The sequence below is a fragment of the Stenotrophomonas sp. YJH_SMC_110 genome, assembly GCF_059369255.1.
The window spans coordinates 1-26,317 of the sequence record NZ_JCAFSM010000005.1; the positions used below are offsets into that span (position 1 = coordinate 1).

The window sequence follows — 26,317 nt, forward strand, 5'->3', positions numbered from 1 at the left end:
CGATGGTAGTGCCGGCCGCTGGCCGGCAACCTCATTGAAACCGGACACCCAGAGCAGCCGGCCAGCGGCCGGCTCTACCGGGGCCTATCGATGGTAGTGCCGGCCGCTGGCCGGCAACCTCATTGAAACCGGACACCCAGGGCAGCCAGCCAGCGGCCGGCTCTACCGGGGCCTATCGATGGTAGTGCCGGCCGCTGGCCGGCAACCTCATTGAACCCGGCCACCCAGAGCAGCCGGCCAGCGGCCGGCTCTACCGGGGCCTATCGACGGTAGTGCCGGCCGCTGGCCGGCAACCTCATTGAAGCCGGGCACCCAAGGCAGCCGGCCAGCGGCCGGCTCTACCCGATCGTCACCGCAGCGGCCGATCCTCGCCACCATCCCCGGTTTCCACCGGTGCCGGACCGGCATTGCTGCGGCGCTGTTCTTCGTACGTGCGGAACGCCTGGTGGATGTGCTTGCGCAGCTCGTCGTCGTTCCATGGCTTGGTCAGGAAGCGATAGATCGCGCCGCGGTTGATCGCATCGGTCACCGTGTTCAGATCGGTGTAGCCCGACAGCACCAGGCGGATCGTATCCGGGTACAGCATCTTCACCCGGCCCAGGAACTCGGTGCCGCTCATATCGCTCATGCGCTGGTCGGACAGGATCACCTGCACGTCGTTGATCGCCAGCAGATCAAAGGCGTCACGCACGTTGCCAGCGGCCAGGATGCGGTAGCCGTCGCGGCGGAACAGGCGCACCAGCGAGCGCAGCACGTTCTCCTCGTCATCCAGCAGCAGCAACGTGCGGTCCGGGCGCGTTTCGGCGAAGGCTTCCGGGCGCAGGTAGCGGCGGCGCAGGGTCATGCCGGCGGCATCGGCCGACATCGGCTCGCCGAACAGGTAGCCCTGGAACACATCGCAGTCGTTGCGGCGCAGGAAGCCCAGCTGGGCCTGCGATTCCACGCCGTTGGCAATCACGGTCATGCCCAGCTGGTGGCCCATGGCAATGATCGCGCGGGCAATGGCTGCTTCGCGATTGCCAGCCGGTGCGCTCTTGATGAAGCTGCGGTCGATCTTCAGCTTGTCCACCGGGTAGCGCACCAGCGCGCTGAGGCTGGAATCACCGGTGCCGAAGTTGTCCAGGCTCAGGCTGATGCCTTCGTTGCGCAGGTTGGCCAGCGTTTCATGGACGAAATTGACGTTGTTGGTCAGCGCGCTCTCGTTGATCTCCAGCGTCAGCATGTGCGCCGGCACGCCCGCGGCCTGCAGCAGGGACATCACCTCGGCGAAGAAGTTCGGCCGCAGCAGCTGCAGGGTGGACACGTTCACCGCGATGGTGAAGTCATCAAAGCCCTGGTCGCGCCACAACCGCGCCTGCTTCAATGCGCCTTCCAGCACCCAGGTGCCGATCTGCACGATGATGCCCAGGCGCTCGGCGGTGCGCATGAAGCGCTCCGGCACCAGCATGCCCAGGGTCGGCGACTGCCAGCGCAGCAGCGCTTCCATGCCGACCACGTGGCCGTCGCGGGCGCTCACCAGCGGCTGGTAACGCAGCTTCAGCTCGCCATTGGGAATGGCATCGACGATCTGGCGCGCGATGATGCTCTCGCTGTGCGCGCTCGGCGGGGTATCCACGGCATGGATGCGCACGGCATTGCCGCCTTCGCGGGCGGCCTGGTACAGCGCATCTTCGGCATGGTCGAGCAGGCGCGAGGCGCTGCTGGCATGTTCCGGGCACAGGCTCACGCCCAGCTTGCCGGTCATGAACAGCGTGTATGGAAGCACCGACAGCGGCAGTTCCATCTGCTGGCGGATCTCTTCAGCGAAGTCCTCCGGCAGCGGCAGGTCCGCGGTGCGGGGCACCGCGATCAGGAACTCGTCGCTGCCATGCCGCCACAGCTTGCCACGCCCGCGCAGGTAGGACTGCAGGCGCTGCGCCACCAGTACCAGCGCCTGATCGCCCACTTCGGCACTCATGTTCTCGTTGACCGATGCGAAGTGGTCGATGTCCACGTGCATCAGCATCAGCGCAATGCCGCCGGAGGCCGCCTCGGCAACCATCGCCTGCAGCTCGGGGTTGCCGGCGCCAAGGCGGTCGGGGGCATCATCGATGCTGACCGGGGGCAGGTTGGGATTCCACATAGGCTCAGTATTCCGGTGAATCGACGGCGGCCATGCTGGTCGCCTGGTAGGGGAGGTGGACGTCGATCAGGGTGCCCTCGCCATGCGCGGATTCGATCCGCACGTGGCCACCGACGCTCTGCGCGCGCTCGCGCATCACGATCAGGCCGAGGCCGCGCGGGCCGTCCGGATCGAAGCCTTCACCATCATCGCGGATCTGCAGGTGCAGGCCACGCTGGCTGACGTCGCGCAGCTGCAGCAGGACCTGGCTGGCGCGCGCATGGCGCAGCGCATTGGTCAGGCTTTCCTGTGCGATGCGGAAGCAGGCTTGTTCGATGCTGTTGTCGGGGCGGTGCGGCAGCGGCTCGATCTCGGCCAGCAGCTCCACCGGCGAAGAGCGGAACAGCACCCGCGCCTGCCAGCTCAGCGCCGCCTCCAGGCCCAGTGCATCCAGCTGCGGCGGGCGCAGCAGGGTGGAGATGTCGCGCAGCTTGGCCACGGTGGTGTCGGCCAGGCTGACGATCTGCGCCAGGTCCTCGCCACGACGCTTCGGATCGTCCTCATCCTGCGCCGCATGCGCCGACAGCTTGATCGCGGTAATGGCCTGGCCGATGTCATCGTGCAGGTCGCGCGAGATCGCGCGACGCTCGTCCTCCTGCAGCGAGAACAGCCGCCCGGCCATCGCCTGCAGCTCGCGATTGCTGGTTTCCAGCGCCCTGCGGGTGCGTTCGGAATCGCTCAGGTCGCGTACGATCAGCAGCTTGCAGTCACGACCGCCGTAGCGCACTTCGCCCACCGCCAGGCCGGCATGGAAGCTGCGGCCGTCCGCACGCTGCATGGCCACCACGCTGCTGTGGCCCGGCCCCAGGTGGGGCTGGCCGGCGCGCAGCTGGCTGCGCACCCGTGGCAGGTCGGCGGCAGCGACCAGTGCCGACAGCGGCTCGCCCAGCAGGGTGTGGCTGCCGTAGCCGAACAGGCCGGCGGCCCAGGCGTTGGCGTACAGCACGTGCTCGTCGGAGAGGATCACCACGCCGTCGGGCAGTACCCGCACCAGCTCGCGGAACTGTTCCTCGCGCTCGCGCAGCAGGCGCCGCGACTGCTCGCGCTCGGTCACGTCCTGCAGCGTCCCCAGCACGCGGCTGCGGCCGGCTTCGTCGATACCGCTGGCCGCCCGCAGGTGCACCATCAATGCACGGCCGTCCATCGACAGCAGCGGCAGCAGCACGTCCACCTGTACCGGCTCGCCGGAGCACAGTTCGGCCAGCAGCTGTTCGGTCTGGGTGGCGGTGGCCGGGTCGGCCGGCACCAGCAGCTCATCGAAGCGGTGCCAGCGCCGGGCCTCGGGCGGGCGGCGGCCGAGCAGGCGATAGACCTGGTTGGAATAGCGGCCCAGCCCGGTGGACGGGTCCAGTTCCCAGGCGCCGATGCGGGCCAGCTCATGGGCTTCCTCCACCCGGGCCAATGCCTGGTCGCGGCGCAGCTGGGCCAGATCCTCGGCGGTGCGGTCGATGGCGATCAGCAGGCGGGCGTTGTGGCCGTCGTAGCTGATGGCGTTGGAGCGCAGCTCCATCTGCCGCAGCGCGCCATCGCGCAGCTGCAGCTGAGCGCGCAGGATGCACAGCTCCTCGGGCGCCTCGCGGATCGCCTCCAGCTTGGTCTGCAGGGCCTGGTCCTGGCCCGGCGGCCACAAGGCGTCGATGGTCTGTTCCAGCAGCTCGTCGCGGTCCCAGCCGAAGGCGCTGCAGGCGGCGGGGTTGGCATCGAGGATCGCCAGCGTGTCCAGGTCGTAGACGAGGATCGGCCCGGGGTTGCCCTCGAACATCTGCCGCAGGCGCAGCTCGGAGGCCTGCTGGCGCGCATGGGTATGCAGCACGTGTTCGGCCAGCGGGCGCAGCAGCAGATAGAGCAGGCCCGCGCTGGCCAGCGCGAAGAACGAGCCCTTCAGGCCCTGCCACAGGGCCGCCTGCTGCGGATCGGGCACCAGCGCCTGCACCACGCTGTCGGTGGAGATCATCCAGGCCAGCGCCATCACCAGGTAGCTCAGCACCACCCGGCGCCGGTCACGGCTCAGCGCCTGCGCCATCCGCGGGTCGGGAACTGGGGCGTTGCCGGTCGGTTCTGCGGGCATGGACGGGGCGGGTGACAGGGGCGCCGGTCATCTTACCCCGCAGCGTGCCGTGACCACTCAATTATCCGCCGCAGGCGCCGTTAACCACTGCGTGCCCCGCTGACGGGCGTGTCATCCGGAGCAAGATCGCGTGGACCAAGGGATCATCGCCAGCCTGCTGCAGCACCCGCTTGCGTCGGCGCTGGTCATCGTCGACCGTGCCGGGCGCCCGCTGGCGGCCAATCCGGCCGCGCGCGAGCATGGCCTGCCGGCCACCGTGGCGACCTATGCGCCGATGCTGGAAGATCTGCGCCTGATGGCCGCCGATGGTGGCATCGTTGCCTGCACGCTGCCGGGCGGCCCGCGGGGGCACTACGACGGTCACCTGCGTGCGGTGCACGACGGTGCCGGCAACCTGCTGGCGTTCACCCTGAGCATTCCCGAGCCGGTGCCGGTCGATGCGGGCGGGCGCTGGGAGCTGGCACTGGACAGCGCCGGCCACAGCCTGTGGGACTGGGACATCCCCAGTGACCGGGTGGCGCGCACGCCGGCGCTGGGCGACGAGACCGCCACTGAATTGCTGTCTCGCGTGCACGGCGAGGACATCGCCCAGGTGCGCGCCGCGCTCGACGAGCACCTGCGCGGGCACAGCGAGCAGTACAGCGCACAGTTCCGTTTCCGCCAGGCCGATGGCCAGTGGCGTTGGGTGCTCGATCGCGGCCGCGTGGTCGCTCGCACCGCCGATGGCCAGCCCCTGCGCATGGTTGGCACGCATACCGATATCGAGCAGCAGAAGCAGCTCGAATCGCTGCTGCAGGAACAGCAGCTGCACCTGAGCGAGGCCCAGCGCATCGCCAGCATGGGCAGCTGGTCGTTTGATCCCAACAGCGGGCATTTCTGGTGGTCGCCGGAACTGCGTTCGCTTCTGGCACTGGAGCAGGGCGCCGTTCCGGGCCAGCGGCGGTGGCTGAAGCAGCTGCATCCACGCTCCCGCGGCGCGCTGCGCGCGGCATGGCGGCGGTTGTGGCGCGATGGCCGCGCTGCCAACCTCGAGCTGGAGCTGACCCGCGGCCATGAGCCTTCGCAGCACCTGCGGCTATGGATGCAGCCGCTGCTGGACATGGACGGGCAACCCAAGCGCCTGCTCGGCCAGGTACAGAACATCACCGAACAGCACCAGACCGATGCGTTGATCCGCTGGCGCACCGAACTGCTGAACCGGGTCTCCGCGCTGGGCCGCATCGGCGGCTGCGAGATCGAAGTGCAGACCCGCAGCATGCAATGGACCGAGGAGTGCTACCGCATCCATGGCCTGCGCAAGGAACCGATCACCCTCGACCAGGCGCTGGCGCTGTACACGGAGGACTCGCGCAACGCGTTCGAGGCGGCGCTCGCCCGTATCGCCAACGGCGGCCTGCCCGAGCAGCTGGACCTGTGCTTCTACCGCCAGTCCGGCCTGCGCGTCTGGGTGCAGGTGCTGATCGAACTGGACCGCCGTGACGGCCTGCCGCCGCGGTTCGTTGTCCTGTTCCGTGACATCACCCGCGAGCGCGAAGCCAACGAGCGCATCGAACTGCTGGCCCACTACGACCTGCTGACCGGCCTGCCCAATCGCGTACTGCTCGGCGAACAGACCGCCGAAGCCATCGAGGAAGCACGCGACCGCGGTACCTCGCTGGCCATGCTGTTCATCGACCTGGACGGCTTCAAGACCATCAACGACAGCTTCGGCCACGCCACCGGCGATGCGCTGCTGAAGGCCGCAGCCACCCGCCTGCACCAGAACCTGCGCAACAACGACCTGTTCGGCCGCTTCAGTGGCGATGAGTTCATCGTGGTGCTGCGCGACCTGGCCGAGCCGGAAGATGCCGGTCATGTCGCCCGCAAGCTGATTGCCTCGCTGGCTGAGCCGCTGCGCCGTGGCGAGACCACGTTGAAAGTCGGCGCCAGCGTCGGCATCGCGATGCTGGGCGATGCGCAGACCGATTTCGACTCACTGCTGCGCGCGGCCGACGCCGCGATGTATGCGGCCAAGGAAGCCGGGCGCAACACCTACCAGTACTACAGCCAGGACGCCCTGGCCCGCATCCAGCGCCGGCTGGACGTCGAGCATGCCCTGCATGGGGCGATCGAGCGCGACGAGTTCAGCCTGGCCTACCAGCCGCTGCTGCACGCCCACCGCGGCGAGCCACCGGCGATCGAGGCACTGTTGCGCTGGCACCGCCCCGGCATCGGCTACTGCAGCCCGGCCGAGTTCATTCCCATTGCCGAAAAGTGCGGCGAGATCGTGCGCATCGGCGACTGGGTGCTGAACGAGGCCTGCCGCCAGGCGACCGCCTGGGACCGTGCCGGACTGCACTTTGATCGCATCGCGGTCAACGTGTCGGCGGTGCAGCTGCGTGATCGCGGCTTCGCCGAGCGCGTGATCGAGATCTGCCATGCCCATGGCTGGCCGCCGCAACGGCTGGAACTGGAGCTGACCGAGTCGGCGCTGATCCGTGATACCGACATCCTGCGCCATTGCTTCGACGTGCTGGAACGGCACGGCGTGCCGCTGGCGGTGGATGACTTCGGCACTGGCTTCTCCAACCTCAATTACCTCAACCGCTTCCCGGTGGGGCGCCTGAAGATCGACCGCAGTTTCGTGCAGGGCATGCTGCATGATTCGGGCACGGCCGAAGTCACCCAGGCCATCGTCCACCTGGGCCACGCGCTGGGCATGAAGGTGGTGGCCGAAGGCGTGGAAACCCACCAGGAAGAAGACATGCTGCGCCGCCAGGGCTGCGACGAGATCCAGGGCTACCTGTACTCGCGCCCGCTCAGCCCGCGTGATCTGGCGCAGTGGCTGCGCCAGCAGCGCCCGGCGCCAATGCGCACCGACGCCAGCGGCGAAGCGGTGCTGGTGCGCTGAGGGTCTGCGCTGGCGGATGCCGGCGCGGTGTGGCCTGACTCTGGTGCGCCCAGCTCTGGTGGGTGCCGACCGTTGGCCGGCACGGATGCCCTGGCGCTCGCGATCATCCACGCATGGCGTGGAACTACCTGGGAAACTCCGCCTTCAACTGCATGCGCAGGGCCTCGACGATGGCCGCATAGCGCCGCTTCTGGACCAGGTAGCTGGCCAGGAACAGCGGCAGCACCAGCAGCATCGGTGCCACCATCGGGCGCATCGCCACCAGTGGCAACAGCAGCAGTGACAGGATTGCCACGAACCAGCTGCACAGGCCGATCACCCGCACCTCGTGCCGTCGCGCGTTGAGAACGATGCGTCCACGCATCACCGGGAAGTAGCGCAGGCCGAAGCTCGGTGCGAAGCTCTCGCGGAACGCCATGCTGCCATCGGGCAGCGCATGGAAGGCCAGTTGCAGCCATCTGTCCTGCGGCAGGTCACGTTCCAGGCTGCCCAGCGAGAGCCGGGCCTGCATGGCCGGTGACGCCGCAATGCGTTCGTTGAACAGGGTGATGCCCCAGCTGAAATAGCCGGCCACCCAGGCCATCAGAAGGACGGCTTCGATCAGGAGCACTGCGATCAGGGCGATGGCCATCGGTCTTCCATGAACGGGACCGGTGGATCATGCCATGCGGGACGGCCGATCCACGCAGGACGTGGATCTACTTCAGGGCTTCGCCATCCAGGCCCAGGTCCCATGCCAGGCCCAGCAGTTCATCGTCGGCTCGGGAGGGGGTGGGGCGCGCATCGGCCAGCTGCTGCAGTTCGAGCAGTTCCTCGCGGGCCACGTCTTCCAGCCGCTGCAGCTGCTCACGCACGCTCGCATTGCGCGGGCGCTCGGTGTCGGTGAGGGCGGGCAGGGCGCGGATCAGGGTCATGGTGCGCGTACAGGATGCATCCAATGGCAGGTTACAGGCAAAGGCCCCGGACGAACCGGGGCCTTGCGGGCTGCCTGCGAGGGCAGCGGACATCAGGATCAGAACAGCTCGACGGTGCCGGCGCCCATGCTCTGCTGGGCGACGGGCTTGTGCGGCGGGCGTTCCCATTCGCTGCGCAGCTCGCGCAGGCGGTTGCCGGTGCGCTGCAGCGCGGTGGCGATCTCTTCGTCGAACACGCCGCCATTGCGGTGCAGCAGTTCCTGCAGGGCCACCGCTTCGCGGTTGATCGCGGTCAGGCGGTCCAGGTGGGTGTGCACGCCGCCCAGCGCCTGGGTGGCGATGTCTTCGAACTGCAGGGCACGCACGGCTTCGGCCACGCTGCCATCGATCGCACGGGCGCACTCGGACACTTCGCGCATGCCGTCGCCCAGCGAGGCGTTGATCTGCGCGACGTTGTCGAGCATCGCTGCTGCTTCCTGGCGGGCTTCGCGGGAGCGGTCCATGTCGCGCGAGGCCATGTGCGAAACCGTCTCGCGCACCTTGGCGATGGCGTCCTTGGAGCTGTGCGCCAGCTTGCGGATCTGCTCGTTGAAGGTGGTCGAGCGCTCGGACAGGTTGCGCACTTCGTCGGCGACCACGGCGAAGCCACGACCGGCTTCACCGGCGCGCGCCGCTTCGATGGCCGCGTTCAGCGCCAGAAGGTTGGTCTGGTCGGCGATCGACTTGACGTCTTCCAGCAGCGCGAAGATGCCATCCAGGTGCTGCGCCATCTGGTCGATGTGCTGCACGGTGGTGCTGCTCTGGCCGCTCACCTGTTCCAGCGCTTCCACCAGCTGTTCCATGCGATGGCTGGCGTGCTGGGCGAAACGGGCGACGTCGAGGCCGGCATTGCCTTCATCACCGGCGCGGTCGACGATGCGCGACAGGGCCTGGCTCTGCTGGCGCGACTTGCGGTTCATGGCATCGAAGCTGCCGCCCAGGCTGGAGACGGCCTGGCGGATCAGGTCACGGGCGCGTTCCACTTCGCCACGCGAACCGTCGATCTCGTTGCCGACGAAGTTGCGCAGCTCGGTCAGCAGCTGGTCCTGTTCGCGCAGGACACGGGCGTGCTCGGGGGAACGATGTGCCTGTGCGCGGGTGGTCCACCACGCAAAGCCGAGCCAGCTCAGCGTCATCGTGGTCAGGATCGCCCAGCGCAGGGCGGCCGGCCATTCGAAACCGATGGCGAAGGGGAGCAGCAGGGTCAGAGCCAGGGGGGCGGCCAGACGGATGAAAATGCGTGAGTACATGGACGTTCTCGGGAGGTGCACGGAGGATGTATCGGCCGTACCCCCTTTCTCTTTAACGTCGATGTGCCTCGAAGTGCATTCTGAATGCGCCGGTTTTCCGGCGCCTTGGCGGCCTCGGGGTCAGAGCCCTTTCCGTGCCGGAAAGGGATCCGACCCCTTGGGCAGGCGCAACGGGGTCGGATCCCTTTTCCATGGAAAAGGGCTCTGACCCCACACCCTCAGGCCAGCAGGCGGTCCACGGCCTCGATCATCGCCTTGCGGCTGAACAGGAAGTCCCAGTAGCTGCCGCCCAGCTGGCGCCACAACACCGCCGAACGCACCGCGGCCAGCAGCAGGGCACGGATCTCCGCCACCACGCCGGCCTGGCCCAGGTAGTGCGGGTTGCCCTGCACCATCACCCGCGGTTTCAGGTGGCTGATGGTGTCGGCATACAGGCCGCCGAGGTTGGCCAGTACGTCCGGGTGGCCACTGTCGCCCAGTTCGGTGGCCTGGCGCTGGGCGCGCTCGATGCCCGAGGCGACCTTGTTCACGGTCGCCCCATCCTGCACGAAGCGGCGCTCCAGCTGCAGCACCGACAGGGCCAGCTTGGGCAGGATCGGGTCCTGGCCCTGGCTGCGGAAGTAGTTGTGCAGCAGGCGCAGGCCGGACTTCAGTGCATGACGGTCACCGAACACCGCCTGCGGCGAGGACGCATCGACGCGGAACACGCTGTCCACGGCGGTGCGCACGGCGGCGGCGTCGGAATGGCCGGTATCGGCGATGCGGCGCACCTGCTGCAGGGCCTGGGCAATGCCGGCCAAGGCCAGGACGCGGTCGTCGACAGTGAAACTCATGCAGCGATTACCTCAAAAGGGGAGGGGGTGGTGCGCAGGCGTTGTTCCAGCGGCGCATCGGTGGCGGCGATCACCGCGCCGCCCAGGCACACATCACCGTCATACAGCACCAGCGATTGACCGGGGGTAACGGCACGCTGCGGGCGCGCAAAGGTGACCAGCACGCTGCCATCGTCCAGGACCTGGACCGTACACGGCTCGTCGGGCTGGCGGTAGCGGGTCTGGGCGGTGCATTCGAAGCGCCGTGCCGGCGGTGAGCCGGCGATCCAGTGCGCGGTTTCCGAACGCAGGCGGTCGGACAGCATCCACTTGCTGTCGCGGTCCTGGTCCACGTACAGCACGTTGCTGGCCACATCCTTGCCAACCACGTACCACGGCGCGGCCGGGCGGCCACGCACGCCGCCGATGTTCAGGCCCTCGCGCTGGCCCAGGGTGAAATAAAACACGCCCGGGTGTTCGGCAATCACGCTGCCGTCGGCCGGGTCGAGGATCTGGCCGGGCTTGGCCGGCAGGTAGCGGCCGAGGAATTCGCGGAAGTCGCGCTCGCCGATGAAACAGATGCCGGTGGAGTCCTTCTTGGCGTGGGTCGGCAGGCCGACGTCGCGCGCGATCCGGCGCAGGTCGCTCTTTTCCAGGTCGCCGATCGGGAACAGGGTGGCTGCCAGCTGTTCCTGGCCCAGTTGATGCAGGAAGTAGCTCTGGTCCTTGGATCGATCGGCGCCGCGCAGCAGCAGCCACTGGTGGCCGCGCTGGGCCACCCGTGCGTAATGGCCGGTGGCGATGCGCTCGGCGCCCAGCTCGCGGGCGGCGTCCAGGAAATGCTTGAACTTCACTTCACGGTTGCACAGCACGTCCGGGTTCGGGGTGCGGCCGGCCGCGTACTCGGCCAGGAAGTGCTCGAACACGCCCTGCCAGTACTCGCTGGAGAAGTCCCGGAAGTGGAACGGGATGCCCAGCAGGCCGCACACGGCCACCGCGTCGCGACGGTCATCCTCGGCACGGCAATCACCGCTGCCATCGTCGGCCCAGTTCTGCATGAACAGGCCGGCCACGGCCTCGCCCTGCTGTACCAGGCGCCAGGCGGCGACCGAGGAATCGACGCCGCCGGAGACGCCCACCATCACACGCGGAGTGCTCATGCGACCTCCCGGACCAGCGAAAGCGGGTGGCGCTGGCCACCCAGGTAATCCGCCACCACCTGCCACACCAGCGGGCTGCGCTGGCGCTCGCCGGCGGCCTGCAGCTCGGCCGGGGTCAGCCACAGCGCGCGGTCGATGCCGGTGTCCAGCGGCTGCGCCGGATCGTGCGAAACCGGGTGCGCCGCGTAGCAGAAGCGCAGGAAGGCCGTGCCGTCGCCGGCAGTCCACTGGTAGCAGCCGATGAAGTGGGTCAGCTGCACCGTCCAGCCGGTTTCCTCGCGGGTCTCGCGCAGGGCGGCCTTGGCCAGGCTTTCGCCCGGCTCGAGGTGGCCGGCCGGCTGGTTCAGCACCTGGCGGCCGTCAATGGTCTCTTCGACCAGCAGCACGCGGCCGCCGTCGATCACCACGGTGGCAACGGTGGCGTGCGGTGCCCAGCGCGGGTCCGGCGTGGCGTTCAACTCAGAACTCGTCCTTCTTGGTCAGTTCCAGCTCCATCGCGTCGGCGGTGCGGATGGCCGCATCGATGGCGTCGCTGAGCTGGTCGGCAGTGGCATCGGCGTCGATCTTCACCACGAACATGGCGGTGGTGTCCTGCTTTACCCAGCCGCCCATCTTGGCGTCCTGCGAATCTTCCAGCAGGCGGTTGGCCACGGCCACCGGGAACTGCTTGGTCTTGGCGCTGTAGGCCGGCGACCAGATCTCGCGGATGTTGTGGCTGCCGAAGTCTTCCACCGCCGAGCGCACGTAGACCATCTGGGTGCGGTCACCCTCGACGTCGAAGACCATGCGGTAGTCGCCATCCTCGTCGACCTCGTAGGTGTAACCCAGCTTGTCCAGGTGGCGGGCCACGGACTTGTCGGCCTGGGGCGCGGCGGTGGCAGCACCGGCAGCGGCCAGGGTGATCAGCAGGGCGGGCAGAAGGGTCCTTTTCATGAAGATCCTGTGAAGCAGTGTTGAAAGAAGCTGCAATTGTGACGTTGGGCGTGCGTGCCGTCCAATCTGCGGCGGGCCGACGCAGGCGCGGTGCAACCTCTATAATGGATGGATGCCCCATGAGTCCTCCCCCGATTCCCATCACGAGCACGGCGTTGCCGTGGAGCCCGCGCGCCCGGAAGTGGCGCCGCCGCCGTTCTACCAGGTGATGCTGCTCAACGACGACTACACCCCGATGGATTTCGTGGTGGATGTACTGCAGCAGTTCTTCAGCATGGACCTGGACAAGGCCACGCAGGTGATGCTGCACGTCCATACCCGCGGCCGCGGGGTCTGCGGCGTGTTCACCCGCGAGGTCGCCGAGACCAAGGTTGCCCAGGTCAACGAGTATTCGCGGATGAACCAGCACCCGCTGCTGTGCACGATGGAAAAGGCCTGACCGGCTGCCGATCCTCGTCCGGGTACATCGACTCCGAACACGGCGTGCCCACCAAGGTGGGCACCTACCAAGGCAGAAACCTGTAGAGCCGAGCCCATGCTCGGCTGCTTTTCGTCCCGGCGCAATGATCCCGGATGGAGTGCGCCCACCACGCGCGGAGGTCACGCCTCCGCCAACGCCTCCAGCGCCATCCGCGCCACCGCTTCGTCGATGTCGGCGGGGTCGCCATCGTCCCGGAACCACACGGCCGACAGTGCCGCGCTGGCGGCGATCCAGCGCAGCAGGCGCGCCCGTTCCAGCCCAGCGGTCCGGGTTGCTGAACATTGTCGTGTAGTCGAACGCGCGGTCGCCCAGCAGCCGCTTCGGGTCGATCGCCAGCCAGCCACGCGCGCCGAAATCCAGCACGTTGTCGTGGTGCGGGTCGCCGTGCAGCGGCCGGATCTCGTGTTCTTCCCGCAACACCCGCTCCGCCAGTGATCTGCACTGTTCCAGCAGTGGCGGCAGCGCGGCCCTTGGCTGCAGCAGGTCGGCGAACCATGTACGCAGGCAGACCAGTTCCGCTGGCGGCGCGCTCCGTGGCCGGTGCAGCTGCCGCAGGACCTGGCACAGGATCGTGGTACAGGCATCATCGTCGCCCTCGATCGAACGTTGCCGCAGCGAATCGCCGTCTGCACGCTCGATCAGGATCGCCGGCCCCTCGTGGGCCAGCAGGCGGGCGGCACCATCGCCGCCCACCAGCGCAGCAGGCGATGGCCGTTCTGCTCCTCGGTTTCGCTGCTGACCTTCAGCATCGCCGGTTCGCCGTCGGCGGTCAGCACCGGCCAGAGCTGGGCGTGGGGCGTCTCGATGGCCGCGCCATCACGCCGCAATCGCCAGCGGCTCAGGTAGGGTTCGCTCATGCTGGGTGGGCTGTCCTGGAGTGAATGAAGATCAAGCGATCTGCACTGCTAACGCCATCTGAACGCAGCAATCCGCTAGGGTGATGGAAATCGCGTAGTCAGGCCGCATATTGTCCCCATCTGCCGCCGGAGTAATCCATGTTCAGCAAAGACCTCGAACACACCATCGGCCAGTGCTACAAGCGCGCCCGTGAGGCCCGGCATGAATTCATGACGGTCGAACACCTGCTGTTGGCACTGCTCGACAACCCGTCCGCCCAGGCCGTACTGAAGGCCTGTGGTGCCGACGCCGAACGCCTGCGCCAGGAGCTGGAGCAGGCCATCGAGGCTTCCGTGTCCCGCCTGGCCGAAGATGACGGCCGTGATACCCAGCCGACCCTGGGCTTCCAGCGCGTGCTGCAGCGGGCCGTGTACCACGTGCAGTCCTCGGGCAAGAAGGAGGTCACCGGCGCCAACGTGCTGGTCGCCATCTTCGGCGAAAAGGACTCCCATGCCGTCTATTACCTCAACCAGCAGGACGTGACCCGTCTGGACGTGGTCAATTACCTGTCCCATGGCATCGCCAAGCTGGGCGAGGAAGGCGAGCAGCCGTCCTCCTCCTCCGAGGGCGAAGGCCGCATCGAAGGCGGGGAGGGCGAGCCGAAGGGTGATGCCCTGACCGAGTTCGCCAGCAACCTCAACGAACAGGCGCGGTCGGGCCGCATCGATCCGCTGGTCGGCCGTGCCGACGAGATCGAGCGCACCATCCAGGTCCTGTGCCGCCGCCGCAAGAACAACCCGCTGTACGTGGGCGAGGCCGGCGTGGGCAAGACCGCGATTGCCGAGGGCCTGGCCCGCCGCATCGTCGAGGGCTCGGTGCCCGACGTGCTGGCCGACGCGGTGATCTACTCGCTCGACCTGGGCGCGCTGGTGGCTGGCACCAAGTACCGCGGCGACTTCGAGAAGCGCCTGAAGAGCGTGCTGACCGCACTGAAGAAGGTCCCCAATGCGGTGCTGTTCATCGACGAGATCCATACCATCATCGGTGCCGGTTCGGCCTCGGGTGGCACCATGGATGCGTCCAACCTGATCAAGCCGGCGCTGGCCTCCGGCGAGCTGCGCTGCATCGGCTCGACCACCTTCCAGGAGTACCGCGGCATCTTCGAGAAGGACCGGGCGCTGGCCCGCCGCTTCCAGAAGATCGACATCGTCGAGCCGACCGTGGGCGAGACCTACGAGATCCTGCAGGGCCTGAAGTCCAAGTACGAGCTGCACCACGGCGTGACCTATTCGGACGAAGCGCTGCAGGCGGCGGTGGATCTGTCGGTGAAGCACATCGGCGACCGCCTGCTTCCGGACAAGGCCATCGACGTGATCGACGAGGCCGGTGCCCGCCAGCGGCTGCTGCCGGAAGGCCAGCGCAAGGAGCTGATCGACGTCGAGGAAGTGGAGGCGATCGTGGCCAAGATGGCGCGCATCCCGACCAAGCAGGTCAGTGCCACCGACAAGGATGTGCTGCAGCACCTGGAGCGCAACCTGAAGATGGTGATCTTCGGCCAGGACCCGGCCATCGAGACGCTGTCCTCGGCGATCAAGCTGGCCCGCTCGGGCCTGGGCAATCCGGAAAAGCCGATCGGCAACTTCCTGTTCGCCGGCCCGACCGGTGTCGGCAAGACCGAGGTGACCAAGCAGCTGGCGCTGCAGCTGGGCATCGAGCTGGTCCGCTTCGACATGTCCGAGTACATGGAGCCCCATTCGATCAGCCGCCTGATCGGTGCCCCTCCGGGCTATGTCGGCTTCGACCAGGGCGGCCTGCTGACCGAAAAGATCGTCAAGACGCCGCACTGCGTGCTGCTGCTGGACGAAATCGAAAAGGCGCACCCGGATATCTTCAACATCCTGTTGCAGGTGATGGACCGCGGCGTGCTGACCGATACCAACGGGCGTGAGGCCAACTTCAAGAACGTGGTGCTGGTGATGACCACCAATGCCGGCGCGGCGCAGGCCTCGCGGCGCTCGATCGGCTTCACCAAGCAGGACCATGCCACCGACGCGATGGAGACCATCCGCCGCAGCTTCACCCCGGAATTCCGCAACCGCCTCGATGCGGTGGTGCAGTTCCAGGCGCTGGGCTTCGAGCACATCCTGCGCGTGGTCGACAAGTTCCTGATCGAGCTGGAGATGCTGCTGCAGGACAAGCACGTCAGCCTGTCGGCCACGCCGACCGCGCGCGACTGGCTGGCCCACCACGGCTTCGACCCGCTGATGGGTGCGCGCCCGATGGCCCGCGTGATCCAGGACAAGATCAAGCGTCCTCTGGCCGACGAGCTGCTGTTCGGCAAGCTGGTCAACGGCGGCAAGGTGAACATCGATGTCCGCGACGACGAGCTGGTCGTCGAGACCCAGGCCGAGCCGGAGCGCCTGCTGCCGGTCACGGTGGAGTGAGCTGACGCCGGGCCTGGCCCGGTACACCTGAAATGACAAGGGCGGCTTCGGCCGCCCTTGTCATATGCGCCATCAACGGCCGCGCTGGCGGGCCTTCTTCTGGAAGGTGGCTTCGTCGATCGGTTCGATCTGCGCCACCCGGCAGTGGTCGGCATCGGTGCGCAGCTGGCTGCGGCCGGCGCTGCACAGCAGGCCCTGCTGGCCTTCGGTGATGAAGCTCAGTTTCCGCGAGTAGCCGGCAGTGGAGCAGTCGTTCTGGAAGTGCACGACATAGTGGTCCTGGCCATTGCGCAGCAGGATGTTTCGCGAAACGCCGGCGCGCACGATCTGCTGGTCGCTGCCCAGCTGGATGCAGTCACTGGCCGTGGAGGGGGGCTCGGCGGCGCGCACAGGCGATGCGCTGGCGGACGCGGCAACGGCGACGAGCAGGGCGGTCAACGTGAGCATGTTCATGGCGGGGCAGGGGAATGGCGATCCGGACTGGATCGGGCCCCACGATGCGGCCACGGATGAAGATGCGAATCTGCCGCAAGCAGGGCTGACCGACGCCACGGTGCGTTCGGTCACGATGACCTCCGGCAGGGCCGGATTGCAGGCATGACAAAAGGCCAGCAACCAGGGCTGGCCTTGTCGCAGTGGCGCAACGCGCCGACCGCTTACTTCATGCGGTAGGTGATACGACCCTTGGTCAGGTCGTACGGGGTCATTTCAACCTTGACCCGGTCACCGGTGAGGATGCGGATGTAGTTCTTGCGCATGCGGCCGGAAATGTGGGCGATGATTTCGTGCCCATTTTCCAGGCGAACGCGGAAAGTGGTGTTCGGCAGCGTCTCGCTGACGGTGCCCTCGAACTCGATGGAATCGTCTTTCGACATGTAGTCCTGTGCGGTTCAGAAAACGGCCACGCTGGGCCTAAGGCGCAGTATTTTACGCGTGACCGGCCCAGCTTGCAAAGTTTGTGTTAACCCCCGGCCAAACGCTGTGCCGGCAGGCGTCCGACCGCCTGCGTCCAGGGGCCTTCACGGCCGTCATGGCGCACCGCGTGGCGCACGTGCTGCAGGAACGCCGCGCGCGGCAGGTGCTCGGCGCCCATCCGCAGCAAGTGCGGATTCTCCACCTGGGCATCGATCAGCGCCCAGCCCCAGCCGTGAAGCGTGGATGCCAGCGCGGCCAGGGCGATTTTGGAGCCGCCGCTGGCGCCACTGAACATGCTCTCGCCGAAGAACATCGTCCCGATCGCCACCCCGTAGATGCCGCCGACCAGCGTCTGCCGGTCCCAGACCTCGAAGGAGTGGGCAAAGCCGAGGTCATGCAGCTGGCTGTAGGCCTCGACCATGTCGGGGCTGATCCAGGTGCCGTCTTGGCCGGGCCGCGGTGCCGCCGCACAGGCGCGCATCACCCGGCTGAAGGCGGTGTCGGCGGTGACCTCCCATGTGCTGCCGCGCAACTGGCGCCGGAAGCGGCTGGACAGATGCACGCCATCGGTACGGAACACCATGCGCGGGTCGGGCGACCACCACAGGATCGGCTCGCCCTCGCTGAACCATGGAAAGATGCCGCCCGCATACGCGTTGAGCAGGCGCGCCGGGTGCAGGTCGCCGCCCACGGCGAGCAGGCCGTCGGGCTGGCGCAGGGCGGTCTCGGCCGGCGGGAAGGGGGCGTCCGGCGCGTCGGCCAGGCGCCAGGGCAGCTGGCGGGTCATGCCGGCATTGTATTCGTCTCGGCCCCGCGTGAATGCCGCGGTAGATGCCAACCTTGGTTGGCAGGTCACCCGTCCGCGCGAAATGGGCTGTGCCCCAGCAGCTCCTGTTGGTAGCGCCGCGCATCCCGTCGCTCCTGCCGGCACCACTCCTGCAACGCCTCGGCGAAATCCGGATCGGCTACCCAGTGCCGGCTGCGCACCAGTGTAGGCAGGAAGCCGCGCGCCAGCTTGTGCTCGCCCTGTGCGCCGGGTTCGAAACGACTCAGGCCTTCGCGCAGGCAGTACTCGATGCCCTGGTAGTAACAGGCTTCGAAGTGCAGGCCGGGCAGGGTGGCGCCGCCCCAGTAGCGGCCGTACAGCGTGTCACCGCCGCGCAGGCAGAGCGCGCCGGCAATCGGCTGGCCTTCCTGCTCGGCCAGGAACAGCACCAGCCCGCGTCCCAATGAAATGGCCAGATGGCGCAGGAAGGGCTCGGTCAGCGCCGGGGCATTGCCGTATTCCAGGAAGGTCTGCAGGTAGAAGCGGTACATCGCCTGCAGGTCGGCGCGACTGGCCTCGTCGCCGTGCACCACGCGGAAGCTGATGCCCTGGCGGGTGACCTTGGCCCGTTCCTGGCGGATGTTCTTGCGGTGCTTGTGGTTCATCGCGCCGAGGAGCTGGTCGAATGTCGCCCAGTCACCCGGGTTCTGCCACTGGAACTGCACGTCCTCGCGCAGCAGCCAGTCATCGCCGAACAGCGCCTCGTCCGCTGCGGCGTGGAAGTTGATATGGGCCGATGACACGGCCAGTGCCGGCAGTGCATCGCGCAACGCCGACAGCAGCGTGGTGCGCTCTGAATCGTGACGGGCCAGCAGGCGCGGCCCGGTGACCGGCGAGTACGGCACCGCGCCCAGCCACTTCGGGTAGTAGTCGCGGCCATGGCGGGCGTAGGCGTTCGCCCAGGCATGGTCAAACACGAATTCGCCGTGGGAGTTGGACTTCAGGTAGCCCGGAATTGCGCCGATCAGGCGCTCGCCCTCCCACAGCGTGAAGTGCCGGGGTTGCCAGCCCCAATCCTCGCGCAGGCAGCCGTGCTGTTCCAGGCCTGAGAGGAAGGCGTGGCTGACGAACGGATTCTGGCCGTCGTGCAGGGCATCCCAGTCGGTGGCGGGAATGGACTGCAGGGAGTCGAGGAAGCGGGCGGAGGGCATGGTTGGCAAGGATAGGCCAGGTGGATCACGAACGGTGTTGGCGAGGCTGGGTTGGTTTGTTCCGGTTGGGGGTGAGGAAAGTTTGAATTGTCCATCCGTGTGCGCTTGGTTGCGGAATGCCTGAATGCACAGGGGCAGAGTGAGCTGCGCCGCTGGAGCGGTGCATTCACTCTTTGCATGGAGTAGCCAAAATGAACCAGAAATTTCGCCTTGGATCCCTTTCTGTCCTGCTGTCTCTTCTGGGTGGCGGACTGTTGATAAGCCCCGCGCAGGCCGTTGACGCTCCTCCTGCGGTGGAGCAGGACACTGGGCTCGACATCCTCTTGACCCAGAAGGCGCGCGACATTCTGGAGCGCGTTCGTCTCGTGGATGGCCAGGCACGTAGTCGCCGGGTTGACGTATCAGCAGATATCGCCAACGGTGTAGTGACCGTGGCGCTGGATCGTGACTTCGTTCCTGCCGATTACGGACCGTCGTTCGAGGATCAGCGAAGCGAGATCAGTTTTGGACTACTGCATTGGGCCGAGCAGGTGGCGCCGTTCAGTCGTGTCGTTTTTCTGTATGACGGGAAAGAGATCGAATACTACTTTCCTGAGATAAAGGCTGCGGACGATGCGGCGCGGAAAGCGGGGGATGCGCTGAGGCGGATGCGTGGAACGCCTGGGTCCGGGATGGCATTTGTCGCAGCCGGCCATGGGTATTTCTACAGCTACAAGGACAACCGGTGGGTGACCTCAAGGGATGAATGGAATGGCGTCTCCGAGGGGTTGTTGACTCCGTCGTACGCTGCGGAGCTGAAGGCGATGATCGAGCAAAGGAGCCAAATGCCTGTCGTCCGTCCGCGCGTTCAGATCACGGGAACGACTCATCCTCCGAGTGGTGAGGAGTGGTGGACCATAGCTGCGCGCTACGCGATTGCCGAGCAGTATCCGGCCGAGACAAGATATGGAACACGTACGCAGGCAGTACGCTTTGGGATCGGGAGGAGCGTGAAGACATCAACAGTCGGCCGCTTCTCGCAAACCACCACGGAGCTGAGGTAGCGATTCATCTGCACAGCAATGGAGAACCCTCGGGGGCCGCGCGCGGTACTCGTGTGATCGTGCAACCTGGTAGGCCGATGGATGCTGCTCTTGCAGAGAGTGTCCTGTGCTCGATGAAGGAGCTGATTCACTCGCTACCTGAGTATGCGGCATTCACCGTGGCTCCCGCTCCGCACGCGCTGAACAAGGGGGAGAACCGAGAGGCGCACATGCCATCGATCATCGTAGAGACGGCGTTTCACACGAATCCGGATGATGCCAAGGCGCTGCAGGACCCCGTCTTCCGCTCGGCGTCGATGAAAGGGGTGGAGAAGGGCTATCGCCTGTGGGCAACAGGAAAGACGTGTGAGCCGCTGTCCGGGCAGCCGATCGCAGATGTCGACGTTCCATCCGGCGACTCGCGCGAGGTGGACGTGGCGTTTGCGGGCCATCCGCAATTCCCGATCAGCCTGATCACCCGCAATACGCTGTGCCCATCAGGGTGGAACTGCAGCGGACGGACGGTGGTCATCGATTCGCCTGACCAGCCCAGCAGGATGCAACTCAGCTGCGGTCGCGACAGCGTGGGGACGCTCGGCTGGGAGACGCATGTGTTGGATGCGGATGGGGTCAAGTCGCAGCCCGTGCCTCACACCGTTCGTTGTGTTCCCGATGCGGCCGGCCCTGATTGAAATGGCTTGCCTGAGAATACGGCTGCCGCAGGGATGTAACGAGAAAGGCCGACGCTTTCGCGTCGGCCTTTCTCCTGAGTCGAGCATGGCTCGACTCTACAGAGCATAATCAGCGCTTCAGCTGGCCTTGCCCTGCGCGTCCAGATAGCGCTCGGCGTCCAGAGCGGCCATGCAGCCGAAGCCGGCCGAGGTGATCGCCTGGCGGTAGTGCTGGTCGGCCACGTCGCCGGCGGCGAACACGCCTTCCACCGAGGTCTGGGTAGCGTTGCCGCCCAGGCCCGAACGGATTTCCAGGTAGCCGTTGTTCATCGCCAGCTGGCCGTCGAACAGGGTGGTGTTCGGGTGGTGGCCGATGGCCACGAAGAAGCCGTGGGCATCGATGTCGCGGGTGCCGCCGTCCAGGGTGGACTTCACGCGCACGCCGGTCACGCCGGCGTCGTTGCCCAGCACTTCCTCCACCTGGTGGTGCCAGACGGTCTCGATCTTGCCTTCGGCCACCTTCCTGAACAGCTTGTCCTGCATGATCTTCTCCGCCTTCAGGGTGTCGCGGCGGTGGACCAGGTAGACCTTGCGGGCGATGTTGGACAGGTACAGGGCCTCTTCCACCGCGGTGTTGCCGCCGCCGACCACGACCACGTCCTGGTCGCGGTAGAAGAAGCCGTCACAGGTGGCACAGGCGGACACGCCGCGGCCCTTGAACTCGTCTTCGGTCGGGATGCCCAGGTACTTGGCGGTGGCGCCGGTGGCGATGATCAGCGCGTCGCAGGTGTACTCGTGGCTGTCGCCGATCAGCTTGAACGGGCGCTGCGACAGGTCGGCGGTGTGGATGTGGTCGAAGATGACCTCGGTCTCGAAGCGCTCGGCGTGGGCCTGCATGCGCGCCATCAGGTCCGGGCCCATCAGGCCGTGGGCGTCACCCGGCCAGTTGTCCACCTCGGTGGTGGTCATCAGCTGGCCGCCCTGCTGCAGGCCAGTGATGACGACCGGCTTCAGGTTGGCACGGGCGGCGTAGACGGCGGCGGTCCAGCCGGCCGGTCCGGAACCGAGGATGACGAGGCGCTGGTGGCGGGAGGGCAGGCTGGTGCTCATGTAGACTCGCGAAAAGGTAGATGGGACAAGGCGCTGGCGATGTTTGCGCAGCATCCGTGGCTGGTCATAGAGTGGCGGCTGGGGCAGGGCGATTCAAGCCGATGAACAGAACGCCGTCATCCAGCGGTGGTTTCACCCCTGTCCGGGCCCGGTCAGAAGTCGCATAACTGAAAACTGACGCCGTCTCATTTATTATCAATCACTAACAGCGCATTCCAAAGGTATGGTCTAAGGTGGCGAAGCAGGTCCCTGAACGCTCCAAGTCGGACGACAGCAAGGCGTCACGTCGCACGGCCGCGGCGGCGACGACCGACAATCCACGCCGCCAGCGCCTCTGGCGCGACCTGGGCCTGATCGCGATCGCGCCGGCCCTGCTCTATCTGGCGGCGAGTCTTTTCACCTATTCAGCGACGGATCCGGGCTGGTCGCACACCGGCAGCGTGGTCGCGCCGGTGCACAACCTCGGTGGTCGCGCGGGCGCCTGGATCGCCGACGTGCTGCTGCAGTTGTTCGGCTACATCGCCTTCCTGCTGCCGGTGGTGCTCGGTGCGCTGTCGTGGATTGCCATGTTCGGCCTCAAGCGCGAGAGCAAGGGCGAGAACGACCTGGACCCGGCGCTGCGCCTGGTCGGCCTGGTCGGATTCCTTATCGCCGGCACCGGCTTCCTGCATGTACGCCTGTTCAGCGGCGATGTCTCCAGCGCCGGCGGCATTCTCGGCAAGCTGGTTGGCAATTCGCTCACGGTGGGCTTCGGTGCGCTGGGCGCGAACCTGTTCGTGCTGGTGTTGCTGCTGGCCTCGATCACCTTGGCCACCGGGCTGTCCTGGTTCACGGTGATGGAAAAGATCGGCCGCGGCGTGATGTCGCTGGCACCGTTGCTGGCGCGCAAGAAGGAAGAAGTCACCGAGTGGCAGCAGACCCGGGTGATGCGCGAGGAGCGCCAGGAGGTGCGCAAGGCCGATGCCGAGGTCCGCGCCAAGCGCGAGCCGGTGAAGATCGAGCCGCGCCCGGAACCGGTGATCGAGAAGAGTGACCGGGCCAAGCGCGACACGCAGATCCCGATGTTCCGTGGCGTAAACGGCGACGGCTCGGACCTGCCGCCGTTGGCCCTGCTGGACGACCCCAAGCCGCAGCCGGTGGGCTACGACAAGGAAACCCTGGACGCGCTGTCACGGCAGATCGAGTTCAAGCTGAAGGATTTCCGCATCGACGCCCAGGTGGTCGGCGCCAACCCCGGGCCGGTCATCACCCGCTTCGAGATCGAGCCCGCGCCGGGCATCAAGGTCAGCCAGATCAGTTCGCTGGACAAGGACATCGCGCGCGGCCTGTCGGTGAAGTCGGTGCGCGTGGTCGACGTGATTCCGGGCAAGTCGGTGATCGGCCTGGAAATTCCCAACGTCACCCGCGAGATGATCTACCTGTCCGAGCTGTTGCGCTCGAAGGAATACGACAAGTCGGCCAGCGTGCTGACCCTGGCGCTGGGCAAGGACATTGCCGGGCGCTCGACCGTGGCCGATCTGGCGCGCATGCCGCACCTGCTGGTGGCCGGTACCACCGGTTCGGGCAAGTCGGTGGCGGTCAACGCGATGGTGCTGAGCCTGCTGTTCAAGGCCTCGCCGAAAGACCTGCGGATGCTGATGATCGACCCGAAGATGCTCGAGCTGAGCGTCTACCAGGGCATTCCGCACCTGCTGGCACCGGTGGTCACCGACATGAAGGAGGCCGCCAACGGCCTGCGCTGGTGCGTGGCCGAGATGGAGCGCCGCTACAAGCTGATGAGCGCGGTGGGCGTGCGCAACCTGGCCGGCTTCAACAAGAAGGTGAAGGAAGCGCAGGATGCCGGCCAGCCGCTGATGGACCCGCTGTTCAAGCCGAACCCGGAGCTGGGCGAGGCGCCGCGTCCATTGGAGACGCTGCCGTTCATCGTCATCTTCATCGACGAATTCGCCGACATGATGATGATCGTCGGCAAGAAGGTGGAAGAGCTGATCGCGCGCCTGGCACAGAAGGCGCGTGCGGCCGGCATCCACCTGATCCTGGCCACGCAGCGCCCGTCGGTGGACGTGATCACGGGCCTGATCAAGGCCAACATCCCGACCCGTATCGCCTTCCAGGTCAGCTCCAAGATCGACTCGCGCACCATCCTCGACCAGTCCGGCGCGGAAACCCTGCTGGGCCACGGCGACATGCTGTACCTGCCGCCGGGCACCGCGCTGCCCGAGCGCGTGCATGGTGCGTTCGTGTCCGATGACGAAGTGCATCGCGTGGTCGAGCACCTCAAGGCGATGGGCCCGGCCGACTATGTCGACGGGGTGTTGGACGAGGTGCAGACGATGGGCGACGGCGTGGTCGTCGGTGCCACCGGCCTGCCCGAGACCAGTGCGGCCGGCGACGAGTCCGACCCGCTGTATGACGAAGCGCTGCGGGTGGTCACCGAGACCCGCCGCGCCTCGATTTCCGGCGTGCAGCGCCGGCTGAAGATCGGCTACAACCGTGCAGCGCGACTGATCGAGGCCATGGAAGCGGCCGGCGTGGTCAGCCCGCCCGAGCACAACGGCGACCGCACGGTGCTGGCACCGCCGCCGCCGAAGTAAGGCCCGACGTATCCCCCACGACGTCCAAGGAACCGACGCATGCTTCACCCCGTACCAAGCGCGCTGGCGCTGGCGCTGGCAGCCTTCCTGGCTGCCGGCCCGGCACTGGCAGAAACCGCCACCTCCGCGCCCGCCACGGCGCCGCCTTCCACCAGCGGCGATACCGAAGCCAGCAATAATTTCAGCATTGTCCGTTACCGCGCCGACTACCAGGTGCGGCCGGATGCGGGCAATGTGCAGACCGAAACCTACGAAGTCCTGCTCAAGACCAAGGCCTCGGTCGAGCAGTTCAGCCAGGTGCGGCTGAGCTACAGCGAGAAGATGGAAACCCTGGAGGTGCTTGGCGCCTACACCATCACCGCCGACGGCCAGCGCCGCGACGTGCCGGCCGATCGCATCTACACCCAGGAGAGCTACTCCAGCGCCTCGGCGGCGATGTATGCCGACCGCAAGGTGCGGGTGATCGTGTTCCCGAACCTGGCCCCGGGCACGCGCCTGTACTACCAGGTGCGCCGCACCCAGGCCACGCCGTACTTCCCGGGCTATTTCGGCCTGTGGGAGACCTTCAACGTCTTCACCGAGTACGAAGACGCCGAGGTCACCCTGACTGCGCCGGCCAACCTGCCGATGTTCGTCGACAGCCGCGGCGTGCAGGGCAGCGATCGCCCGACGGTGAAGAACGGCCAGGCACAGTGGCGCTGGCGCTACCAGCGGCGCGAAGCCATGCCGGCACAGAACTGGTCGGCGGCGGGCTGGGAGTTCGGCCCGAACATCATGGCCAGCACCTATCGTGACTGGTCGCAGATGGGACGCGCCTACCAGCTCAAGGCCGGCCCGGCGGCCGACGTGACCCCGGCGCTGCAGGCGCTGGCTGATGAGATCACCGCTGGCATCAGCGACCGGCGCGAGCAGGCCGATGCGCTTTACCGCTGGGTGGCGCAGAACATCCGCTATGTGGCGGTGTACCTGGGCAATGGCGGCCTGGAGCCGAACAGCGCGCAGAGCATCCTCGACAACCACTACGGTGACTGCAAGGACCATGTGACGATCCTGGAGGCGCTGCTGGCGGCCAAGGGCATCGCCAGCTCGCCGGTGCTGATCGGTGCCGGCGGCGGCCCCACGCTGCCGAAGATTCCGGTGCTGGGCCGCTTCAACCACGCCATCACCTACATCCCCGAGTTCGATCTGTATCTGGATTCGACCACCGCGTGGGCGCGCTTCGGGCAGCTGCCGGAAGGCGACCTCGGCGCACCGGTGATGCGTACCCGCGACGCCTCGTTGGCGCGCACCCCGGCCAACACGCCGCAGCGCAACGCCACCTCGATGGAGGTGCGTTTCACCTTCGACGCCAACGGCAACCTGCGCGGCGAGACCATTCCGAAGCTGGGCGAGAACGCCGAGATCGGCATGCGCGCCCAGTTCTCCCAGCTCAACGCGCAGAACCGTGCGCGCGCCGAGGAGCAGATCATGGCCGCGTCCGGTTTCGACGGGCGAGGGCAGCTGCAGATCCAGGGCGTGCCGGTCGACCTGACCCGGCCGTTCGGCTATCGCATGGCCTTCCAGGCCGAGGACTACGCCGACTTCAGCGTGGCCGGCGGCATGGCCGTGCCGGATCCGCCGGGCGGCGAGTCGGTGCGTGGCCTGTACGCCACCGCTTCTGCGCCGGCCAACGAGACGCCGTTCTACTGCAATGCCAGCCTGCGCGAGGAAACCTATCGCCTGCAGTTCCCTGCCAATGCGCCGATCATCGCCATCCCGGCCAACCAGCGTTTCACCAACGCCGCTGGCGAGTACCGCGTGGACTGGAGCCGCGAGGGGCAGGACGTGATCGTGCGCCATCGCTTGCAGCAGAACGCGGTGCGTGGCCCGGAGGCGCTGTGCCAGCCGCAGGACTACACCGCGTTCCGCGCGTTGTATCGCGAAGTGCGGCGTGGCTTCCGTGGCCAGGTGCTGTACGGCAAGCTGCCGGGCTCGGGCGGCTGAATCGCCGATGGACGTTCAGGGCGGCATAATGTCGCCCTGATCGCCCATTCATCTTT

General features: G+C 67.0%; 22 protein-coding genes and 1 pseudogene. 8 read left to right on the top strand and 15 right to left on the bottom strand.

Annotated features, from left to right (window positions below):
• Positions 1-349: 349 nt before the first annotated feature.
• Positions 350-2,122 carry an EAL domain-containing protein gene (locus AC5P6H_RS10915; RefSeq protein WP_014647070.1) on the bottom strand — a complete coding sequence of 591 codons (1,773 nt, stop codon included), beginning with the start codon at positions 2,120-2,122 and terminating at the stop codon, positions 350-352.
• A gap of 4 nt (positions 2,123-2,126) precedes the next feature.
• Positions 2,127-4,229, bottom strand: a complete 2,103-nt coding sequence (locus AC5P6H_RS10920) for a sensor histidine kinase (protein ID WP_032961901.1) — start codon at positions 4,227-4,229, stop codon at positions 2,127-2,129.
• A gap of 130 nt (positions 4,230-4,359) precedes the next feature.
• Between AC5P6H_RS10920 and AC5P6H_RS10925 the strand changes: the two genes are divergently transcribed.
• Entirely contained in the window at positions 4,360-7,119 is a 2,760-nt protein-coding gene (locus tag AC5P6H_RS10925; protein ID WP_495202598.1) for a bifunctional diguanylate cyclase/phosphodiesterase, read from the top strand.
• A 124-nt stretch (positions 7,120-7,243) separates the two neighbouring features.
• On the opposite strand, the gene AC5P6H_RS10930 is transcribed toward AC5P6H_RS10925, so the two are convergent.
• From AC5P6H_RS10930 to AC5P6H_RS10960, 7 genes are all read right to left on the bottom strand, one after another.
• Positions 7,244-7,750: a hypothetical protein gene (locus AC5P6H_RS10930; RefSeq protein WP_032961898.1), complete on the bottom strand. Its 507-nt coding sequence runs from the start codon at positions 7,748-7,750 to the stop codon at positions 7,244-7,246.
• A gap of 67 nt (positions 7,751-7,817) precedes the next feature.
• The gene (locus AC5P6H_RS10935; RefSeq protein ID WP_014647074.1) at positions 7,818-8,033 is read right to left on the bottom strand and encodes a hypothetical protein; all 216 of its coding nucleotides are present in this window, start codon (positions 8,031-8,033) and stop codon (positions 7,818-7,820) included.
• Positions 8,034-8,131: 98 nt separating this feature from the next.
• Positions 8,132-9,322, bottom strand: a complete 1,191-nt coding sequence (locus tag AC5P6H_RS10940) for a methyl-accepting chemotaxis protein (RefSeq protein WP_005416472.1) — start codon at positions 9,320-9,322, stop codon at positions 8,132-8,134.
• 218 nt (positions 9,323-9,540) lie between these two features.
• On the bottom strand, positions 9,541-10,155 hold the full coding sequence (hflD, locus tag AC5P6H_RS10945; RefSeq protein ID WP_032961893.1) for a high frequency lysogenization protein HflD: 615 nt from the start codon (positions 10,153-10,155) through the stop codon (positions 9,541-9,543).
• Positions 10,152-11,294 (bottom strand): tRNA 2-thiouridine(34) synthase MnmA, encoded by a 1,143-nt coding sequence (gene mnmA, locus AC5P6H_RS10950; protein ID WP_032961890.1) that lies wholly within the window; start codon positions 11,292-11,294, stop codon positions 10,152-10,154. The genes hflD and mnmA overlap by 4 nt, the downstream gene beginning before the upstream one ends.
• Positions 11,291-11,752, bottom strand: a complete 462-nt coding sequence (locus AC5P6H_RS10955; protein WP_495202599.1) for an NUDIX hydrolase — start codon at positions 11,750-11,752, stop codon at positions 11,291-11,293. Before AC5P6H_RS10955 ends, mnmA begins: the two co-directional genes overlap by 4 nt.
• 1 nt (position 11,753) lies before the next feature.
• A complete protein-coding gene (locus AC5P6H_RS10960) occupies positions 11,754-12,227 on the bottom strand; it encodes a hypothetical protein (RefSeq protein ID WP_014647079.1) in 474 nt (157 codons plus the stop codon).
• 112 nt (positions 12,228-12,339) lie between these two features.
• Here AC5P6H_RS10960 and clpS point away from each other — a divergent pair, with 112 nt between their 5' ends.
• Positions 12,340-12,666: an ATP-dependent Clp protease adapter ClpS gene (clpS, locus tag AC5P6H_RS10965; protein ID WP_006444529.1), complete on the top strand. Its 327-nt coding sequence runs from the start codon at positions 12,340-12,342 to the stop codon at positions 12,664-12,666.
• Between the two features lie 161 nt (positions 12,667-12,827).
• On the opposite strand, the pseudogene AC5P6H_RS10970 reads toward clpS, so the two are convergent.
• A pseudogene (locus AC5P6H_RS10970) lies at positions 12,828-13,565 on the bottom strand (aminoglycoside phosphotransferase family protein).
• Between the two features lie 138 nt (positions 13,566-13,703).
• On the opposite strand from AC5P6H_RS10970, the gene clpA reads away from it, so the two are divergent.
• Positions 13,704-15,989, top strand: coding sequence for an ATP-dependent Clp protease ATP-binding subunit ClpA (gene clpA / locus AC5P6H_RS10975; protein ID WP_032961881.1), 2,286 nt, complete (start codon positions 13,704-13,706; stop codon positions 15,987-15,989).
• Positions 15,990-16,061: 72 nt separating this feature from the next.
• Here the strand turns inward: clpA and AC5P6H_RS10980 are convergent, their stop codons facing one another.
• A complete protein-coding gene (locus AC5P6H_RS10980) occupies positions 16,062-16,436 on the bottom strand; it encodes a hypothetical protein (RefSeq protein ID WP_229767389.1) in 375 nt (124 codons plus the stop codon).
• Between AC5P6H_RS10980 and AC5P6H_RS10985 the strand changes: the two genes are divergently transcribed.
• On the top strand, positions 16,429-16,590 hold the full coding sequence (locus AC5P6H_RS10985) for a hypothetical protein (protein ID WP_160314155.1): 162 nt from the start codon (positions 16,429-16,431) through the stop codon (positions 16,588-16,590). The two genes, AC5P6H_RS10980 and AC5P6H_RS10985, sit on opposite strands and share 8 nt — an antisense overlap.
• 55 nt (positions 16,591-16,645) lie before the next feature.
• Here the strand turns inward: AC5P6H_RS10985 and infA are convergent, their stop codons facing one another.
• The 3 genes from infA to AC5P6H_RS11000 form a co-directional block, all read right to left on the bottom strand.
• Positions 16,646-16,864: a translation initiation factor IF-1 gene (gene infA / locus AC5P6H_RS10990; RefSeq protein ID WP_005409596.1), complete on the bottom strand. Its 219-nt coding sequence runs from the start codon at positions 16,862-16,864 to the stop codon at positions 16,646-16,648.
• A gap of 86 nt (positions 16,865-16,950) precedes the next feature.
• Positions 16,951-17,691 carry a leucyl/phenylalanyl-tRNA--protein transferase gene (gene aat, locus AC5P6H_RS10995; protein ID WP_014647084.1) on the bottom strand — a complete coding sequence of 247 codons (741 nt, stop codon included), beginning with the start codon at positions 17,689-17,691 and terminating at the stop codon, positions 16,951-16,953.
• 65 nt (positions 17,692-17,756) lie between these two features.
• Positions 17,757-18,881, bottom strand: coding sequence for a GNAT family N-acetyltransferase (locus AC5P6H_RS11000; protein ID WP_495202600.1), 1,125 nt, complete (start codon positions 18,879-18,881; stop codon positions 17,757-17,759).
• Between the two features lie 191 nt (positions 18,882-19,072).
• On the opposite strand from AC5P6H_RS11000, the gene AC5P6H_RS11005 reads away from it, so the two are divergent.
• Entirely contained in the window at positions 19,073-19,924 is an 852-nt protein-coding gene (locus tag AC5P6H_RS11005) for a hypothetical protein (protein ID WP_495202601.1), read from the top strand.
• Positions 19,925-19,926: 2 nt separating this feature from the next.
• Entirely contained in the window at positions 19,927-20,595 is a 669-nt protein-coding gene (locus AC5P6H_RS11010; protein WP_495202683.1) for an N-acetylmuramoyl-L-alanine amidase family protein, read from the top strand.
• A gap of 117 nt (positions 20,596-20,712) precedes the next feature.
• On the opposite strand, the gene trxB is transcribed toward AC5P6H_RS11010, so the two are convergent.
• Positions 20,713-21,684, bottom strand: coding sequence for a thioredoxin-disulfide reductase (gene trxB, locus AC5P6H_RS11015; protein WP_014647087.1), 972 nt, complete (start codon positions 21,682-21,684; stop codon positions 20,713-20,715).
• A gap of 233 nt (positions 21,685-21,917) precedes the next feature.
• Here trxB and AC5P6H_RS11020 point away from each other — a divergent pair, with 233 nt between their 5' ends.
• Together AC5P6H_RS11020 and AC5P6H_RS11025 are read left to right on the top strand one after the other, a co-directional pair.
• Positions 21,918-24,278 (top strand): DNA translocase FtsK, encoded by a 2,361-nt coding sequence (locus tag AC5P6H_RS11020; protein WP_032961873.1) that lies wholly within the window; start codon positions 21,918-21,920, stop codon positions 24,276-24,278.
• 39 nt (positions 24,279-24,317) lie between these two features.
• The gene (locus AC5P6H_RS11025; protein ID WP_478426702.1) at positions 24,318-26,261 is read left to right on the top strand and encodes a DUF3857 domain-containing protein; all 1,944 of its coding nucleotides are present in this window, start codon (positions 24,318-24,320) and stop codon (positions 26,259-26,261) included.
• Positions 26,262-26,317 lie beyond the last annotated feature (56 nt).